Consider the following 15739-nt stretch of genomic DNA (forward strand, 5'->3'; position numbering starts at 1 on the left):
CCGCGTGAAAGGATGAGCGCATGTGGTTGCGGCTGCCGTTCGGGGACGAGTTAAGGGCCAAGCTGGGATCGCCCAGGCGCTCTCGCAGACTGGGCAGCAGCCCTCGCTCGCGCGTGTGGCGCGTCGAGTTGCCAGAGGCAACAGCGGTGGTGAAGCAGATCGTCGACGGTCCTGATGCCGATGAGCGATACGCCCGTGAGGTGGCCGCGCTGCGGCTCGCCGCCCGAGCTGAAATGCCCGTGGTGCCCGCGTTGCTGGCCACCGATCCCGGCGAGCGGGTCTTGGTGCTGGAGCATCTGGATCACCGACGCCCCGCCAGCGACTGGATCGTCGACTATGCAGCCGCGTTGGCACGCCTGCATGCCACCGCCCGCCCGGAGGACGTTGGCAAACTTCCCCGGTGGCAGGGCCCGAACCAGGCCGATATCGAGTCTTTCCTGCGGCTGGCCGGAGCTCTGGAGCTTCCTGTCACCTCTGGCGTGTCCGGCGAACTCAATGACCTCGTGAACCGGCTCGACCAGGCATCTGGGCATGCCCTACTCCACGGGGATCCCTGTCCCGGGAACGATCTCCACACCGCCACGGGGATCCGATTCATCGACTTTGAGCAAGCGTCACTGGGCAGCGGCTTGATGGAGCTCGCCTACCTGCGCATCGGATTTCCGACCTGCTGGTGTGTCACTTCAGCGTCGGAGCCGCTGCTGGAACGGGCGGAGAGCACATACCGCAACGAGTGGCGCACCCTGACCGGCTCCGAAGCCCCAGACGGGCTCGCTGACGCGTGCGCCGGCTGGCTGCTCCGCGGCGACGCGCTGGTTGAGCGGGCACGCCGCGAGAGCACTGATCACCTGGCCCGGATTCCGCACCGGGACTGGACGTGGGGCACCGCGACCGCCAGACAACGGCTCGTCCACCGGCTCGGGGTCGTTAGCCAGATGACGGCCGACCACACCTCTCTTAGCGGCGTGAGCAGCCTCAGCACCGCTATGCGCCAACGTATGCTCGCTCACTGGCCCACGCTTCAGCCCGTTCCAACAAAGCGACCATAGAGGTCGGCTGACACCCCCAGAATCGTCGACGAGTCACTGGCATGCCGACCTATCTCGTGCCCGGCGGCAGTGTTGGTCAGCCGACGGCTTGCTGTTCGGCGCGGGCGCGGGTGGTGGCGAGGCGGTAGGAGTCGGTGCCGGTCTCGATGATGTTGCCGCCGAAGGTGAGGCGGTCGACGATGGCCGCGCAGAGCCGGGGGTCGGTGAAGGTCTTGGTCCAGCCTGAGAAGGATTCGTTCGAGGCGATCGCCACGCTGTTCTTTTCCTCGCGTTCGGTCAAAACCTGGAAAAGGAGCTCGGCACCGCGGCGATCGAGTTCCATGTAGCCGAGCTCGTCGATGCACAAAAGATCGACGCGGCCGTAGCGGGCGATTGTCTTGGTCAGCTGCTTCTCGTCGGCCGCCTCGACGAGCTCGTTCACGAGCTTGGTAGCCAGGACGTACTTGACCCGGTAGCCGGCCATTGCGGCTTCGGTGCCGAGGGCGATCAGCAGGTGGGATTTGCCGGTGCCGGAGTCGCCGATGAGGCAGAGCGGCAGGCTCTTCTTGATCCATTCGCACTTGGCGAGGGTGTGGATCATGGCCGCGTCGATGTTGGGGTTGGCGTCGAAGTCGAACTTTCGCAGGGACTTGTCGCGGGGGAAACCGGCGGCCTTGATTCGCCGTTCGGAGCGGCGGCGGGCCCGGTCGTCGCACTCGGCGAGGAGGAGTTCGGCGAGGAAGCCGAGGTAGGACATCTGCTCGCGTTCGGCTGTCGCGGCGACCTCGGGGAACTGGGACCGGATGGTGGGCAGCCGCAGCATCCTGCATGCCTGGTCGACCGCGGCAGTGGCGGCCTGCTCGGTGAGTCCTCGCTGGCGGGGGAAGGCCATAGTCGTTCTCCTTCAGATAGTGGGGCGATCCGGCCGGCGCAGCCGCAGCAGTTGGTCGTAGTGGGCGACCGAGGGAAGCGGCCGCTTGTCGGGTGGCAGGTGAGCCAGGCGGCGTGAGGCCAGAGACGTGACATTGGACCGGCCAGCCGTGGGCGCCACGGGTTCCTCTTGAGCGTGGCCGTCCTCCTCCGCCGCCTTGCGGGCTTCAAGTGCGACGGCGTCCGCGGTCAGCGCACCCGTCTTCAGTGCCGCCGCGAGGCCCGTGACCAGGTGTTCGTGGGGCAGGTAGCGGCCGAGAAGAAGGACCTCGATCAGCGCGCGGGTGCCATCGCGTTCTCCGTGGGCCTTGACGGCCGCCGCCCACCGGAGTGAATCTGCCCGCGGAGCGGGCCTGATCGAGCGCGGTCGCTCCCGGCAGGGCACCGGGCTTGCGCACGAGTGCCTCCAGGTAGTGGTCCAGGTCGAGGCGGCATCCGCCCTTGGCGATCAGCCGTTCATGCCGGGCGACTTCTTCTCGGCCGTCGTGGACGACCAGCTCGGAGGCGTGCAGCATCGCGCGGACATTCCTGCCGATCAGCCGCACCGGCACCGAGTAGCGGTTGGTTCGGACGCTGATCTGGCTGTAACGGTCGACCCGCAGGGTGAAGAGCCGGCCCGTCTCGAACGGCTCGTCCGGCAACGGGCCCAGCAGCGGCCGCTCAGCTGTGAAGTACTCGCCGATCGTGCGGGGCCGCGACCGGATCCGCCGGGCATCGTCCGCTTCGTCCCACCGCTCGATCATCGCGTTGAGCTCGGCGAGCGTGGCGACTTCCGGAACGGGGACGAGGTGGTTTCGGCGGAACCAGCCGATCTGGCCTTCGACCCCACCTTTCTCGTGGGCGCCGCGGATTCCAGGCTGGCAGTAAAGAGCCTCCAGGCCGTAGTGCGAGCGGAACGCTGTCCACCGCTCGGCCTCCACCCGCTGCCGGGAGAAGCCCAGCACCTGGGCGACCGCGGCTCTGAGGTTGTCGTAGCGGACCTTCGAGGTCGGCACTCCGCCCAGCACGTTGAGAGCGTGCACGTGGCCCTCGAAGAACGCCTCCTGCCCTGCCGACGCGAAGATCCGGTGCACTGCCTTGCCCGAGTAGGACAGCCGGAACGCGAACAGGTAGCAGGTCACCAGCTCGCCGGCCAACCGCACCGTCACGTCCCCGAAGTCGACCTCCGCTTCAGCGCCGGGCTTGTGGGTCTGCGGGATGAATGCCTCCACCACACCCCGGCCGGCCTGGATCCGGATCTCCTCACGGCGGGTGGCCACGTAGCCGCGGACCATCTGGTACGAGATTTCGTCCGCGCCGTGTTCGTCCAGCAGCCGCTCGAAGATCCGCTTCACCGTGTGCCGCTGCTTGCGCGGCGCGTCCAGGTCCGTCCGCAGCATCTGGTCGATCAACGGCTTGAACGGATCCAGCCGGGTCGCCCTCGGCGGAAGCTGCTTCCTCGGCTCCGGCCAGGCCGACGACAGCGCCTTCTGCACCGTCAAGAACCCGACGCCGTACTTTCGCTGGAGAGCGCGGTTCGACAGCCCGTGGCGCGAATCACGGCGGATCGCCGCGTACAGATCGACCTTGGACTTCGGCAGCACCCGGGCCCCCTCATCGTGCAGAGCACAACCATGGTCCCGAAGCAAGCATCCAGGTGCTCTCAAATCTCAGCGACATCACTCTTCCGTGGAAGAGGGTGCTCTCGCGGCTGAGCTACAGGCGCTCTCGTAACTCGCTGACAAAGCCACCCACCCCAACTACCAGCAAAAACGCCTCACACCCCCAGTGCAAACAACTGACGCCACCCACTGAAAATCACACGACGCCCATCAACGTAGGTGTCGTGGATGGCGGCGTCCTCGAGCTGGAGCATGGTCTCGTCGCTCTGCCGCAGCGAGTCGGTCTCCGCCACGCCGGCCGGTGCCGAGACCGCCTCACGAGCTCGGCACGGGCTGAAGCTGCGGAGCCCAAGCTGTGGCTGGCCACCACGGCGAGCCGGAAGAGGGCGCCGGAGTGTTCGTGGTAGGCGGCCCGTCCGAGCCAGTGCTCGGCTTCCCCTATTCCCTTCGTCCGGCGACGAACTGCGTGGCGGTGGTGGACACGGCAAGGATCACCGCGGAGATGGCCAGCATGACGCCGGCGGGAGCCAGCAGCTTCGCCGCGTCCGGTGTCGTGGACATCAGAGTGAAAAGGCGGTTAACCGGAGACACATCCTTGGTGAAGAGGGCGCTCATCACCAGCGCGAGAGCGGCGATCAGCGCGTATCCCTGCCGTTTGAAGACCAGCCGCGAGCACAGTACTCCGATGGCGATGCCGATGAGGGCACAGGTGAGCTGTGCTTCGAGGCCCAGCAGGAGGTCGGTTGTGGTGACGACGTAATCGCCAATCCACAACGGGAAGAACAGTCCGAAGACCATCAGGACGAGGCAGCTCAGCAGGGCCGTGCCGATCGCTGCGAGCAGAACCGTGAGCGACCGGCCGCCTGCGGTGATGACGAGGATCGCCCGCTGCGGCGGGTCGTCCAGGCTCATCAGCGCGGTGGTCAGCCACGTCGAGCAGACGAACAGCGCGCCGGCGGAGGAGGCGTAGGCGGGGGGCAGCGGGCCGCTGCCGTTGACGGTCAGCACGCCCATGAGGCCCATGAACAGGAGCAGCGGGGCGAGGTAGCGCTGCGTGTGCAGCACGGTGGCGAAGGTGTAGCGGATGAGCGCGATCACGGCATGTCGCCGTTCGTCGCGGCGTTCGGCATCCGGTGGTAGCCCGGAGTCGTCCCGGTGACGCGCTCGACGGACCAGCCGTGCTGGAGCGCGGTCCGCAGCAGAGCATCGGTGGAGTCACGTTCCACGCGCATTCTGACGCCCGTGCCGTCCCGACTCACCGCCCGTACACCGTCCAGTTGCTCCCAAGCGACGTGCTGCGGTGCGCGGCCCTCCCTGCCCGCGATGAGGACGACATCGGAGGTGGGGCGCTGCCCCGTGCTCCGCCGCTCCGGTCCCTGCAATGACACGCGGCCATTGCTGACTGCGTAGGTTCGGGTGGCGTGGGCCCGCGTGACCGACTCGCGGTGGTCGGTGAACACGACGGTACCGCCGGCGGTCGCGACCTCGGTCATGATCTCGGCGAGCACGCCGTGGGCGTCGGCGTCCAGCCCGGACCACGGCTCGTCCAGGACGAGCAGCCCGGGTTCCACCAGGAGGGCTTGGGCCAGCGCGACCTTCTGCGCGTTGCCCTTCGACAGGCTCCGCAGGGGGGCGTGCTTGCCACCCACCAGGGCGAGTCGGTCCAGCAGCTGGTCAACCCGCGCCGAGGCGGCCGAGGTGGTCAGCCCGCGGATGCGGCCCATGTGCGTCAGGTACGCCGCGGCCGACATGCGTTCGTTGGGGGAGAACCGGTCCGGGACGTACCCGACAACGGGCGGCCGGGCGGCCACCGTGCCACGGGTCGGCCGGGACAGGCCCACCGCGATCCGCAGCAGCGTCGACTTTCCCGATCCGTTCCCGCCGGCGAATGCCACGACCTCACCGGCATGGGCCTCCACGTCCACGTCTCTCAGCGCCCATTTGCCACGACCGTAGCGCTTACTCACTGATTGAAGACGTAACAACTGATCTCCTTCGTCCTACACAACACCCCCAGATTCTCGCGGCTGTGGAGCTGGTCAGCTCCTGATGGTCGTTCGCGTATGCCTCACGACGAGCCGCATCCCAGCCGTAGTCACCGGAGTCATGGACTTCGGCCAGCGAAACGAAATGATCTACATCAAGACCCGCGACTCACCTGCGGAAACGCGGGCACCTGATGCGCTCCTCCCGGTTGGCGACATCGATCGCCTCACCTGCGTGTTCTTCCAGGACGTTCCGACTCGGCGGCCCCTCTGTCACGGGTTAGCGGGGTTGTAAGGCCAGCTGGGACAGCTCATTGGATCAAGTCGGTATGCGGATGCTCGGGGGAGGTCGGGCAGACGTAGATCTGCATGTTGTCCGTGCTGCCTACTTCTACCCCCGTCGGCTGCGAGGGGTCCTGGCCCGCGTAGTGCGGACTGGCAGCAGCGGCCTGGTCTTCCTGCGGCGCCCAGCTGTGCCCGTCACCGCCGTCCCACTCCCGGGAAGCGATCGTCAGCAGCGGGACCATTTGTGCCTCGCACACGGCGCAGTACCTGGGGATCGGGTCGGTGCGGCCCCACGGGGGCCAGCCGCCGACCTTCCAGCCGGGTGCGTTGCCTAGATGAGTGGAGTAGAAGTCGCGCGGATACGCCGCACAGGAGCTGGCCACGTCGGCGCCGCCTGCCTGCCACCTGTTCCAGTCTTCCAGCATCTCCTGCAGCTCCGGGCTAAGGTCCAGGCTGTTGGGGTACTCGGTGATCGATTCGGGCGCCAGCAGGCACGGCTCGGGCACGTAACCCGGATAGTCCGCCTCGTACGGTTCCGGTGGTGTGACAAGGACGTCGCCGACCTCCGAGGCCGACCGCCAGAACAGTGCGGTCGCCGGCTTGTAATCCGGATCGTGCTCATAGGGGCACCAGAGAATCTGAACCAGATCAGCCTGCCCGGGCGGCCGCAACAGGGGTACGTCGCGCAGGAACAACTGAGCCACGGGCAACATCGGGACCGGGCACTCGGCGGGCCTTGGAGAACCGGCTTCGAGCCGTTTGGCAAGCCACGCAGCATTGCGCTCCTTGAGCACCTCCTCCTCGGGCGTGAGCGAGGACTCCAGGTCGGGGCGCCGCCGGTACTGCAAGGCTCTCTCAAGCCGCACTTCGGTCGGAGACCGGCGGAAGCCACTGTCCACGTGCAGGTGCGCGTCTTCACAGTGCGGCCACGGCTCCCCTGCCGGCCACAGCAACGGCCCACCGACCGAGCTGTCCCGCACCGAAGGCGACCCCGGACGCGGATGCAGCCGCATCGCAGGACGCGCCAACGGCGCCAACTCGGGGAAGACCGCGGTCACCTCGACAGGCCGCGGCGGAGTAGTGCGTACGAAACTCATGCCAGTGATCTTGTCACCAGCTACCGACAGCGGGGGCTGGCCCACCCGGCACCAGACCTGGGGCGGCCCGCACAGGGATTCCTTCGCAGTCATCGCAGGTAGAGGCAGGCGTTGTCGTCCCGCGGGCCACCTAGAACACAACGATGTGACTGAGCGCGATAGTTGGCCCCGACGGACAAGTGCGATGCATGCGAGCGGGTGTGCGGGCGCCGTGCTCGGGGGCCGGCCACTCGTCGCTCAGGGCCCTGTGGACCAGGGGTCGTCGCTGTACGGTTCGGGCTGTTCCGGATGGAGCATGCAGCGGACGCAGCGCAGGAGCCCCGGCTCGTTGCCGCCGACGGCGGCCATCCAGGGCAGGGCCTCCATGGCGCGGGCGCGTTCTTCGGTGGCCAGGACGTCGATGGCGGTGTGCAGGGCGTCGGGGGCGGGTTCGTCGGTCAGGCAAAACCGGGTAGCGAACGCGGCTCGGACCGTATGGCCGGGGTCGGCTGCGGTGGCGAGAGCGTAGGAGGCGTCGATGCGCACGGCAGGGTCAAAGTCATCGAGGAGAGGCAGGAGCAAGGGCGGCTGCCTTACCGCCACAAGACTGGCCATCAACCCACCGACCCCGCCTTGAACACCTCAGTATTAGCCCGGTCAGTCAGTGGTGTCGGCCGTGAGGGCCAGCGCGGTGGCCTCGAGGCCGACACTGTGGCTTCCCTTGACCAGGACGATGTCCTCGGCGCCCAGCACGCCCGCAAGGGTGCCAGGGACGCTGTCCCGGTCGGGGGTGCAGATCACCTGCAGGTCCGGGTTCTGGCGGCGAGCGGCCTCGGCCAGCGCCTCGGCGTGGTCGCCTCCGACTGCCACCAGGATCCGGACGCCGGAGTCGGCGACGAGCTTGCCGACCTGCCGGTGCCCGTCGAGGGCCTCTTCGCCCAGTTCCTTCATCTCGCCCAGCACCGCGACCGTGCGCCGTCCACCGGCCATCGCCGCCAGCGCGGCCAGGGCCACCGCCATCGAATCGGGGTTCGCGTTGAACGCGTCGTTCACGATTTTCAGCCCGTCGGGGCGGGTCAAGACCTCCATACGGCCGGTGGTCAAGTTCTTCGCGGCCGACAGCCGCTCGGCCACGGCCTGCAGGCCGGCGCCCAGGCCCAGGGCCACGGCTGCCGCCGCGAGGGCGTTCATGACGTGGTGCCGGCCGTGCAGTCCCAGGTCCACCCCCGCGTGCTCCTCGCCGTGGTGGAGGGTGAAGGAGGGGCGACCCTCGGAGTCGAGCTGCACGTCGTCGGTCCACACGTCCGCGCCCTCACCCCGGCCGAGGCCGAAGCGCAGGACGCGAGCGTGGGTCTTGGCGGCCATGGCTGCGACGAGGGAGTCGTCGGCGTTGAGAACGGCGAGGCCGTCGGCGGGCAGCGCCTGCACGAGTTCGGACTTGGCCTCCGCGATGGCCTCCCGGCCGCCGAATTCTCCGACGTGCGCGGTGCCGACGTTGATGACCAGCCCTACCCTCGGCGGGGCGATGGTCGTCAGGTTCGCGATGTGGCCAATGCCCCTCGCGCCCATCTCCAGCACCAGGTACCGGGTATCGGGGGCGGCGCGAAGCAGGGTAAGGGGCATCCCGATCTCGCCGTTGAACGACCGGTCGGTGACCGAGGTCGGCCCGAGCACGGGAAGGACCTGGGCCAGTAGGTCCTTCGTGGACGTCTTGCCCGCCGAGCCGGTCAGGCCGATCACGAGCGGGTCGGGGAGCTGAGCGAGTGCGTGGCGGCCGAGCGCGGCCAGGGCCTCGATCGCGTCCTCTACGACGATCGCGGGGACGCCGACCGGGCGGGTGGCCAGCACCCCGACCGCGCCCGCTGCCACGGTCTGCGCGGCGAAGGCGTGACCGTCGACGCGCTGGCCGGCGATTGCGACGAACAGAGTGCCGGGGACGACTTCACGGGAGTCTGTGACCGCCCCGGCCGTCATCTGGGCGGCCCGGTTGGCCACGTCGACCAGGCGTCCGTTGGTGATCTTTGCGATCTCGTCAAGCGAGAAGGACAGCATGTGCATGACTCCCTCGTACAACGTCTCCCTGGCGGAGCCCTCGAGCCTCGCCGACCGTTCCACGACCGTAGCGCCGCAATAGACATCGTCCGACACGGCGCGGGTCCAACGGCCGACCTCCGCACCCCTCCGGAGGACCACCCTGCATGTCTTACGACCTGAAGTCCGGCCCCTACGTCGGTGTCTTGGCCAGCGGGAAGTCGACCCAACGGGAACCGTTTCCCCTGGAAGACCGGCTTCGACTCCCTGACTCGACGGGGCTACTCCGCAGCGAGTTACGCAGGATCCAGATCCGGCCCCATTTCATCGACGGCTGCCTTACCGCCACAAGACTGGCCATCAACCCACCGACCCCGCCTTGAAAACCTCAGTAGGCGCGGATTTTGCGGGAGGCGTATGCCTTGTCGGCCCGCACGCGGTTGGGGCGGACGTGTGGCCGGCCCGGTCCGAGGCGGGGCACTCGGACCTTGTCCAGCACGGGTTCGAACTGTGGTGAGTCCCCGCGCTGTCCTGCGGTGATCACGATCGCCATGGGCTTTTGGCCCTGCTCGACGGCCAGGTGCAGCTTGGTGGTGAACCCGCCGCGCGAGCGTCCCAGCCCGTGATCGGGGAGCTCGGTGAAGATGCCGCCGGGTGGCTCTTTCTGCAGGTCGCCCTGCTTGCGGGCGCCGGCCGCATGCTGGTGGGCGCGGCAGACCGTGGAGTCGACGCTCAGATCCCAGACGATCGCGCCTTTCGCGTCGGCCAGGGACTGGAGCCGGGTGAGGATCCGGTGCCAGGTGCCGTTCCGTATGACGTCGAGGTCGAGGTGGGGGTCACGAAGGATTTCCCGCTTGGTCGATGGGTGCATCAGCAGCGGAAGGCGCTGCGGGCGGGTGAGCTGGAGGAGCGGCGCAAGGTGCTGCTGGACGCGCCGGAGGCCGGGATGGTGTGGGAGCCGGGCGAGGAGGCGTGGGAGAACAAGCTCGCCGCGCTCAGGTCGTACCGGCGGGCCATGGGGCACCTCGCGCCGCGTCAGGACGCGGTGTGGGGCGAGGGCGAGGCGATGGTGCCGGTCGGGCAGCACATGGCGAACCTGCGCCGGAAGGGCGGCCTGGGCAAGGACCCGGAGCGGGCCGCCGTACGCGCGCAGCAGCTGTCCGCGGTCGATGAGGACTGGAACTGCCCGTGGCCGCTGGACTGGCAGCGCCACTACCGCGTCCTCGCCGACCTCGCCGCCGACGAGACCGGCGGCGTCCTACCGGCCATCGAGCCCGGGGTGCTCTGCGAGGGCGATGACATCGGGCGGTGGCTTCAGCGGCAAAAGACCCCGGGCACCTGGGCGCAGCTTCTCCCCCAGCAGCAGGAGCGGCTGTGGAAGCTGGGCGTACAACCCAACCAGACCCCCGCCCCCGCGCCGGCAGCCGCGCGCACGACGAAGGGACCAAGCAAGACGCAGCAGGCGTTCCAGCGCGGCCTCGCGGCCCTCACGCAGTGGGCGGAGCGGGAAGGCGACCGGCCGGTGCCAAGGGGGCACAGCGAACAGATCGCGGTCGACGGCGAGGCGGAGCCGGTGACCGTCAAGCTCGGCGTATGGATTTCGAACACGAAATCCAGGAGGGACCGACTGGACGCCGCCCAGCTCGCCGCGCTCGTCGAGCTGGGCATGGACTGGGCGAAGCCGGTGACGATTCCCCAGGCCGCCCCGGACAGCCCCTGACCGCTCCCAGCGCCGTGACCGGACCCCGGGTCTCTTGGAGGCCCGGGGTCCAGTGCTGTTCCGAGAGTGCAACGCGCTCCCCCAGCCCCAGCTCAGATCGGGTGTTTCCGCAGATCAGGGGTGCAACACGGCTCTGTTGCACCCCTGCTGTTGCACGGGGTTTCGCAGTCGCCGTGGGCCGGATGGATGAACGCCGTCTCTGACCCGTGTCGCTGAAGATGGGCAGTTTGCCATCGAAGTTGAACCACCGGCTGTTTGTGTCATCGAAGATGGGTCACTGCGTGGTTTGTGTCAGTGAGCCTCCGCCAACTTGAAGTAGCTGGTCAAAGGGCTGGTGTGATCGGTCCTCGGGATACTCGAGCTGGTCGCGGGCGTGAGTCCACGGAGAAGATCGTTCGTCATCGGTTGACTTCAAGGTTCGTCAAGACGAGCAGAGCGCGCAGGAGCTGTGTGGCCCAGGCGGGACCGGTGCGGAGCTTGGTGAGGATCCGCCAGTTCTTGAGGTGGCGAAGCCGTGCTCGACCGGTGCGCGTCCGACGGCGAGGACTCGGTTGGCTTCTTTCTGGCCCGCGGTGAGCTTGTGGGTGCGGCTTGCGGCGTAGCCAGTGAGGATCACGGGGTCGAGGATGTCGTTGTCCAAGCCGCGGAAGCCGAGGTCGGCCAACGCCCCAAGGCCAGCGGCGCGCAGGTGGGCCAGGATGTGGTCGTGCCGGGCGGCGGTGTTGTCGTGGGTGCGGCCGGGCCGGGCAGCGGATATCCAGATCAGGCGGCCCTTCTCGTCGGTCAGTGCGAGGAAGTGCAGGCCGTGGCTGCGGTGCTTGCCGGAATAGTTCCGCCGGTCGGCCTTGCCGGTGCGACCTCACCCTCACCGGTCTTGCCGAGACGAAGCACTGGCCAGTCGCCGACGCCCAGGAACCCCTGCGCATCCCGCACGGGACGTGGAGCAACGCGATTACCCAACTCGATGCCGGCGCCGTTGTCGATGTCCTCGTCCCGCTCACCGAGGTCGAAGCCCGTGCGACTGCCGCCCGCCGGATCCGCGAGGCGAAGACCGCGATCCGCGACGGCCGGTACGAGCACGCCGTGACGCTTGCTCGCCAGGCCCTCGTTGCCGTACGCGAGACCTGCAACACCCAGAACGTCTACAACCGAGCTGTGCACAAGAAGGCGGCAGAACGCGACCAGGAGGAGCGCTGGGCCATGCTCACCCAGAGCGCCTTCGCGCTCTTCAGCGGCGCCCCGCACGACGACACGGGCACTACCGAACACTTCACCTGGACCCGCGCCGATGCCGTCGCGGTGGTCGCCACCGCCGCAGGACTGCTCGCCCGGCGGGAAGAACTCCCGTAGCGGCCTCGTCTGAGCCCGTCCCGTGCGTTTGCCCCCCCCAGATAGGACTGGGCAGCGGGGCCGGGCAGGATCGCCCTGCCCGGCCCCGCTGCCCGTTCCGGGATCTTCACCGGCTGGGGCGGATGCGCGGCCCCCACGCGAACTCGAGGTCGCCCAGGAAGACGGTCTCCAGCTCCTTCTCCCACTCGCTACGCAGGCCGAACGGGTGGGTCTCCATGCGCTCCAGGATGACCAGGGTTTCGGGCTGTCCGATCAGCGCGTACCGGCCGTGCGAGGCGGGCCTGCTGCCCGGCCCGTACGCCCGCAGCAGCTCCTCCAAACGATCGCGGTGCTGCTCCGCGAACGCCTCCAGGCGCTCGATGTACCACTCGTGTTCCTCGGCGGGACCGCGCTCAGCCTTCCCGGCCGGTGCGGGGCGAGGAGTTGCGGCCGGCGCCCGAAAGGGGGGCGCCGGAGCCCCGCCCTCGGCAGGTCCGGAGGCGGGCTGACCAACGAGCATTCGGCCAATTGGATCTCCGTGCCGTGGGGCGTTGTCACAGGTCAGGAGCACACTGAACGTCAATCTTGCATGAGTGCTGGCTGGTTCACCACCGACGGATGATCAAACAGCAGGTAAAGTACTGCTCATGCTTTACCCGGGGAAGGGTATTGCGTGTCGAACCTCTCCTTGACCACGGGTGGTTCGACGTAAAAGTAGTTGGGGGATAGAAGTCCGGAGGGACATTTCAGGTTTCATTTGCCTGTTCAGGCTGCCCTTGCGGACTTCCCCCTTTGCGACAACGCAAAGGAAGATACCGTATGAATCGCAATACTCTGCGCATTGCGGCCGTTTCTGCTACGGCCGCGATAGCCATCGGAGCCGGCTCCGGCCTGGCCCAGGCATCTGAGGCCCGTCAGCCGGCGAGCGCAACCCAGTCGGTGGAGACACTGAGCGCTTCCGACGCTCGCGAGCTGCTGGCCGACACGGCCTTCGTCGCCGAACTCTCGGCCACGGAAGCCCAGTACCTGCAGGCTGTCGGAGCCGGGCCGGACAACAATACCCACGCGCCCGCCGCGGAGCAGGCATGGCCGCTGGCTGTAGCAGCCCTCGCGGCCCGCTACGGTCCTGCGCTCGTCCGTGGTGCCATCGCCGCCGCGAAGAACGGTTCTGGCGCTCTCAAGGCGTACCTCAAGACGACGAAGCTCGCCCGTGACCCCAGCGAGATGCAGGCATTCATCAACACGATTATGCAATTCTTCGGAACGCCGCCGATGGCCGCTCCCGAAAACCGCATCTGATCTGCAGGAGGTGACTGCAGTCATGACAGAGGAACGCGACCGCTTCGCCCTCCCCCAGCAGACCCGTTGCAGGATATGGGTTGTCGCAGCTGCCGTGTTCCTGATCGTGGGTGTGATATCGCCTCAGGTCACCCCGTTGATGCTGGCCGCAACCATCCTGAGCCCGCTCGGGCTCTATATGTGTGCCGAACTCATCGGCTCGCCCATGAGCCTCACCGACCAGCTGAAGTTCTCCTGGCTGCGCGCACGTGATTCGGTCTGCGCGGCATCCAGGCAGCCCGGCGAGGCTATGGCACTGGCCTGCGTCGCATTGGCCTGGCTGTTTCTGGCAGTGCGAGCCATCGCCTGATTCGAGGGGGCGGAACCCGCTGCGCGCGTTCCGCCCCCTCAACTTCTCGAAGACTCCCGGGGATCAGTTTTCCGGGAACCGCGACAACGGGCGCGGTGCTGCTCCACGAATGCCTCCAGGCGCTCGATGTACCCCTCGCGTTCCTCGGTGCTCACCGCGCTCAGCGCGACGTTCAGGAACTCTCTGTCCGGCCAGTGCTCCTCGCCCCGGGCGGCCAGGGCCCACGGGAAGCGCTCAGCCGCCGCCAGGGCCTCCGTAGCGTCCAGCGCCACGGCCGGGACGGCTTCCTCCACCGGGGCGGGGAAGCCGGCTGCTGGAGGTGGGCGAGCAGCATGGAGGCTGGAGGCGGCGCGCCCGCGTCCGGTGGTGGCGTTGGTGTCGGCGATGCGCAGCAGGTAGCTGGCGACGTCGCGGACACCGGCGAACCAGCCGTCCTTGAACCGCGGCTCGGATCCGTGCGGGGGGCTGCTCTCGGAGATCCAGGTGTGGGCGCCGGCCACCGCCCCGGCCTCCAGCTTCGCCACGATGTCGTCGGCCTGCTCGTGTTCGATCCCGACGGCGGCCAGGGCCTGGAGGACCGTGAACCGCGCGTCGGTGGCCTCGTGCTGGTGGTGTCGTCGAGGCTGCCTGCGCGGCACTCGTTGCCGGACTAGACAGCCCGGCACTGCGTATTCTGGTGGATACACACGTGCCGAGGCGGAGTACGACGTTCCCGACCTGCTTCCCGTCGTGCTCGATGAGCTGGGCCTTGTGTTCTACCCGCGCGGCAGCGAGGCCGGGCAGGAAGCCGCCGTACGGGCGCTCGCGCACCAGATGCTGGCGGGCCGGCTGACGCCGCGAGAGCTCGCTTCGCGTATCCACCAGTGGTTCAGTCACCAGCTGCCCCTGGCCGAGCGCCTTGCTGAGCTTGATGACGAGTACGACATCGTCGAGTACGGGGACAGGACGTTGGCCCAGCTCGATGCCGAGGTCACGGCTGAGGCTCAGCGTCCGGCGCGTGGTCGGCCCGACCAGAACCGACTTTCGTAGCGATCGAGCCCTGCGCAAGCGGTCGTCAGCAGAAGCAGGTAGGTGAACTGTCCGGTTCTTGCTCGCCGTAGTTCGACAGCCTTCTACGATCCGGAGCATGCTGGATCCCGAGCTGCTGGAACGGATCACCGCACGGCGTGCGGAACTGGATGAACTCGAAGAACTACTGGCCTAACAGCTCGCGGAAGTGCGGGCCGAAAGGAACGAACTCGCTGTCGCTGAACATGTCCTTGAACGGATGACCGGGCAGCTCGCCGAGGAACGCGCCTCCGCCAGGCCAATGGCTGGGCAGGTGGGCGGCCGGGCGGTGATGCTGATTCCGCACCGCGAGCCGGGCGCGGACGAAAGCATGCTCCCGCCGGACTACCAGCGCATCGTCGCCGCCGTGCGACAGGCCGTCGGACCGGTCATGGCCCGCGAGGTCGGCGAGGTAGTGGGGGTGGACGTCACAGTGAAGGCCAAGCTGGAACCGCTACGCAGCAAGCTGGTCAGACTCGTCGATCGCGGCTGGCTGCGCAAACTGCCCGACGGCCGGTTCACCACCCGCCTGTGACCAGCAACACCGCCACTCGGAGCGCCTCGGCACGGGCGTAACCGGGGTGCCCCCGACGGCCGTTGGAATTGTGTGACGAATACCAAAGAACGCACCGAGGACACCTGCCCGATTGTCTACCAGTGCCGTCTGCCCCTGTCCACGCGCACCGTCAACCACATCGCCGATCTACTGCGACGCCATCTGAAGGCGATTCGATCCAGGTGGCGGATCCTGCCGCCGGGAAGGATCGCGGTCATCGTCCTGGCCGTACTGCGCCACGACCAGCGCCTGGCCGACATGGCCGGCGGCAACAACGTGTCCGAGTCCACCGTCCGCCGCTGGCGCGACGAGCTGATCGGACGGGCCTTGACCCCGGATTTTGGACACCGGAGAGACTTGGATCTTGATGGTCCAGGAGAACGGAGTCCCCGTGGGGATGAAGCACTGTCCCGCCGAGTTCAAGGCGGACGCGGTCGCGTTGTACCGGTCGAGGCCGGGAGCGACGATCAAGTCGGTCGCCGGTGATCTCGGGGTGAACACCG

The 15739-nt window shown here is 68.0% G+C and carries 18 protein-coding genes and 2 pseudogenes; 7 read left to right on the forward strand and 13 right to left on the reverse strand.

Features of this window, described 5'->3' with window-relative positions; genetic code table 11:
- Positions 1–20: 20 nt before the first annotated feature.
- Entirely contained in the window at positions 21–1049 is a 1029-nt protein-coding gene (locus ACFWUZ_RS34230; RefSeq protein WP_384381705.1) for an aminoglycoside phosphotransferase family protein, read from the forward strand.
- 76 nt (positions 1050–1125) lie between these two features.
- On the opposite strand, the gene istB is transcribed toward ACFWUZ_RS34230, so the two are convergent.
- The 8 genes and pseudogenes from istB to ACFWUZ_RS34270 form a co-directional block, all read right to left on the reverse strand.
- Positions 1126–1920: an IS21-like element helper ATPase IstB gene (istB, locus tag ACFWUZ_RS34235; protein ID WP_384381707.1), complete on the reverse strand. Its 795-nt coding sequence runs from the start codon at positions 1918–1920 to the stop codon at positions 1126–1128.
- Positions 1921–1932: 12 nt separating this feature from the next.
- Positions 1933–3538, reverse strand: a pseudogene (istA, locus tag ACFWUZ_RS34240) (IS21 family transposase).
- Between the two features lie 459 nt (positions 3539–3997).
- Positions 3998–4657 (reverse strand): hypothetical protein, encoded by a 660-nt coding sequence (locus tag ACFWUZ_RS34245; RefSeq protein WP_384381709.1) that lies wholly within the window; start codon positions 4655–4657, stop codon positions 3998–4000.
- Positions 4654–5526 (reverse strand): ATP-binding cassette domain-containing protein, encoded by an 873-nt coding sequence (locus tag ACFWUZ_RS34250; protein WP_384381711.1) that lies wholly within the window; start codon positions 5524–5526, stop codon positions 4654–4656. The genes ACFWUZ_RS34245 and ACFWUZ_RS34250 overlap by 4 nt, the downstream gene beginning before the upstream one ends.
- A 329-nt stretch (positions 5527–5855) precedes the next feature.
- Positions 5856–6926, reverse strand: a complete 1071-nt coding sequence (locus ACFWUZ_RS34255; protein ID WP_384381713.1) for a hypothetical protein — start codon at positions 6924–6926, stop codon at positions 5856–5858.
- 237 nt (positions 6927–7163) lie between these two features.
- On the reverse strand, positions 7164–7451 hold the full coding sequence (locus ACFWUZ_RS34260; protein ID WP_384381715.1) for a hypothetical protein: 288 nt from the start codon (positions 7449–7451) through the stop codon (positions 7164–7166).
- Positions 7452–7562: 111 nt separating this feature from the next.
- Positions 7563–8957: a UDP-N-acetylmuramoyl-tripeptide--D-alanyl-D-alanine ligase gene (gene murF / locus ACFWUZ_RS34265; protein WP_384381737.1), complete on the reverse strand. Its 1395-nt coding sequence runs from the start codon at positions 8955–8957 to the stop codon at positions 7563–7565.
- Between the two features lie 367 nt (positions 8958–9324).
- On the reverse strand, positions 9325–9807 hold the full coding sequence (locus ACFWUZ_RS34270) for a transposase (RefSeq protein WP_384381717.1): 483 nt from the start codon (positions 9805–9807) through the stop codon (positions 9325–9327).
- On the opposite strand from ACFWUZ_RS34270, the pseudogene ACFWUZ_RS34275 reads away from it, so the two are divergent.
- Positions 9739–10656, forward strand: a pseudogene (locus ACFWUZ_RS34275) (helicase associated domain-containing protein); the annotation flags it as partial. The gene ACFWUZ_RS34270 and the pseudogene ACFWUZ_RS34275 sit on opposite strands and share 69 nt — an antisense overlap.
- Before the next feature lie 421 nt (positions 10657–11077).
- Here the strand turns inward: ACFWUZ_RS34275 and ACFWUZ_RS34280 are convergent.
- Entirely contained in the window at positions 11078–11458 is a 381-nt protein-coding gene (locus ACFWUZ_RS34280; protein ID WP_384381739.1) for a transposase family protein, read from the reverse strand.
- Entirely contained in the window at positions 11440–11736 is a 297-nt protein-coding gene (locus ACFWUZ_RS34285) for a hypothetical protein (RefSeq protein WP_384381719.1), read from the reverse strand. Before ACFWUZ_RS34285 ends, ACFWUZ_RS34280 begins: the two co-directional genes overlap by 19 nt.
- Before the next feature lie 3 nt (positions 11737–11739).
- Here ACFWUZ_RS34285 and ACFWUZ_RS34290 point away from each other — a divergent pair, with 3 nt between their 5' ends.
- On the forward strand, positions 11740–12006 hold the full coding sequence (locus ACFWUZ_RS34290; protein WP_384381721.1) for a hypothetical protein: 267 nt from the start codon (positions 11740–11742) through the stop codon (positions 12004–12006).
- A gap of 106 nt (positions 12007–12112) precedes the next feature.
- On the opposite strand, the gene ACFWUZ_RS34295 is transcribed toward ACFWUZ_RS34290, so the two are convergent.
- Complete coding sequence (locus tag ACFWUZ_RS34295) at positions 12113–12505, reverse strand: hypothetical protein (RefSeq protein ID WP_384381723.1); 393 nt, start codon at positions 12503–12505, stop codon at positions 12113–12115.
- A 299-nt stretch (positions 12506–12804) separates the two neighbouring features.
- Here ACFWUZ_RS34295 and ACFWUZ_RS34300 point away from each other — a divergent pair, with 299 nt between their 5' ends.
- Both ACFWUZ_RS34300 and ACFWUZ_RS34305 read left to right on the forward strand, forming a co-directional pair.
- Positions 12805–13284, forward strand: a complete 480-nt coding sequence (locus tag ACFWUZ_RS34300; protein WP_384381725.1) for a hypothetical protein — start codon at positions 12805–12807, stop codon at positions 13282–13284.
- A 22-nt stretch (positions 13285–13306) separates the two neighbouring features.
- Complete coding sequence (locus tag ACFWUZ_RS34305; RefSeq protein WP_384381727.1) at positions 13307–13633, forward strand: hypothetical protein; 327 nt, start codon at positions 13307–13309, stop codon at positions 13631–13633.
- 38 nt (positions 13634–13671) lie between these two features.
- Here ACFWUZ_RS34305 and ACFWUZ_RS34310 read toward each other — a convergent pair whose 3' ends face one another.
- Positions 13672–14271, reverse strand: a complete 600-nt coding sequence (locus ACFWUZ_RS34310; protein WP_384381729.1) for a hypothetical protein — start codon at positions 14269–14271, stop codon at positions 13672–13674.
- A 91-nt stretch (positions 14272–14362) separates the two neighbouring features.
- On the opposite strand from ACFWUZ_RS34310, the gene ACFWUZ_RS34315 reads away from it, so the two are divergent.
- Both ACFWUZ_RS34315 and ACFWUZ_RS34320 read left to right on the forward strand, forming a co-directional pair.
- Entirely contained in the window at positions 14363–14662 is a 300-nt protein-coding gene (locus tag ACFWUZ_RS34315) for a hypothetical protein (protein WP_384381731.1), read from the forward strand.
- Between the two features lie 238 nt (positions 14663–14900).
- The gene (locus ACFWUZ_RS34320) at positions 14901–15215 is read left to right on the forward strand and encodes a hypothetical protein (protein WP_384381733.1); all 315 of its coding nucleotides are present in this window, start codon (positions 14901–14903) and stop codon (positions 15213–15215) included.
- A 168-nt stretch (positions 15216–15383) separates the two neighbouring features.
- Here ACFWUZ_RS34320 and ACFWUZ_RS34325 read toward each other — a convergent pair.
- Positions 15384–15739, reverse strand: a 356-nt coding sequence (locus ACFWUZ_RS34325; RefSeq protein ID WP_384381735.1) for a hypothetical protein, incomplete at its 5' end; no start/stop codon positions are given.

The sequence above is a fragment of the Streptomyces sp. NPDC058646 genome, assembly GCF_042716875.1.
In the GTDB taxonomy this organism is placed as follows: Bacteria; Actinomycetota; Actinomycetes; order Streptomycetales; family Streptomycetaceae; genus Streptomyces.

Excerpts from the sequence above, each read along its gene's own strand:
- ACFWUZ_RS34230 (WP_384381705.1), top strand. The coding sequence starts at position 21 with ATGTGGTTGCGGCTGCCGTTCGGGGACGAGTTAAGGGCCAAGCTGGGA.
- istB (WP_384381707.1), bottom strand. The coding sequence starts at position 1,920 with ATGGCCTTCCCCCGCCAGCGAGGACTCACCGAGCAGGCCGCCACTGCC.
- ACFWUZ_RS34255 (WP_384381713.1), bottom strand. The coding sequence starts at position 6,926 with ATGAGTTTCGTACGCACTACTCCGCCGCGGCCTGTCGAGGTGACCGCG.
- murF (WP_384381737.1), bottom strand. The coding sequence starts at position 8,957 with ATGCTGTCCTTCTCGCTTGACGAGATCGCAAAGATCACCAACGGACGC.
- ACFWUZ_RS34270 (WP_384381717.1), bottom strand. The coding sequence starts at position 9,807 with ATGCACCCATCGACCAAGCGGGAAATCCTTCGTGACCCCCACCTCGAC.
- ACFWUZ_RS34295 (WP_384381723.1), bottom strand. The coding sequence starts at position 12,505 with ATGCTCGTTGGTCAGCCCGCCTCCGGACCTGCCGAGGGCGGGGCTCCG.
- ACFWUZ_RS34300 (WP_384381725.1), top strand. The coding sequence starts at position 12,805 with ATGAATCGCAATACTCTGCGCATTGCGGCCGTTTCTGCTACGGCCGCG.
- ACFWUZ_RS34305 (WP_384381727.1), top strand. The coding sequence starts at position 13,307 with ATGACAGAGGAACGCGACCGCTTCGCCCTCCCCCAGCAGACCCGTTGC.
- ACFWUZ_RS34320 (WP_384381733.1), top strand. The coding sequence starts at position 14,901 with ATGACCGGGCAGCTCGCCGAGGAACGCGCCTCCGCCAGGCCAATGGCT.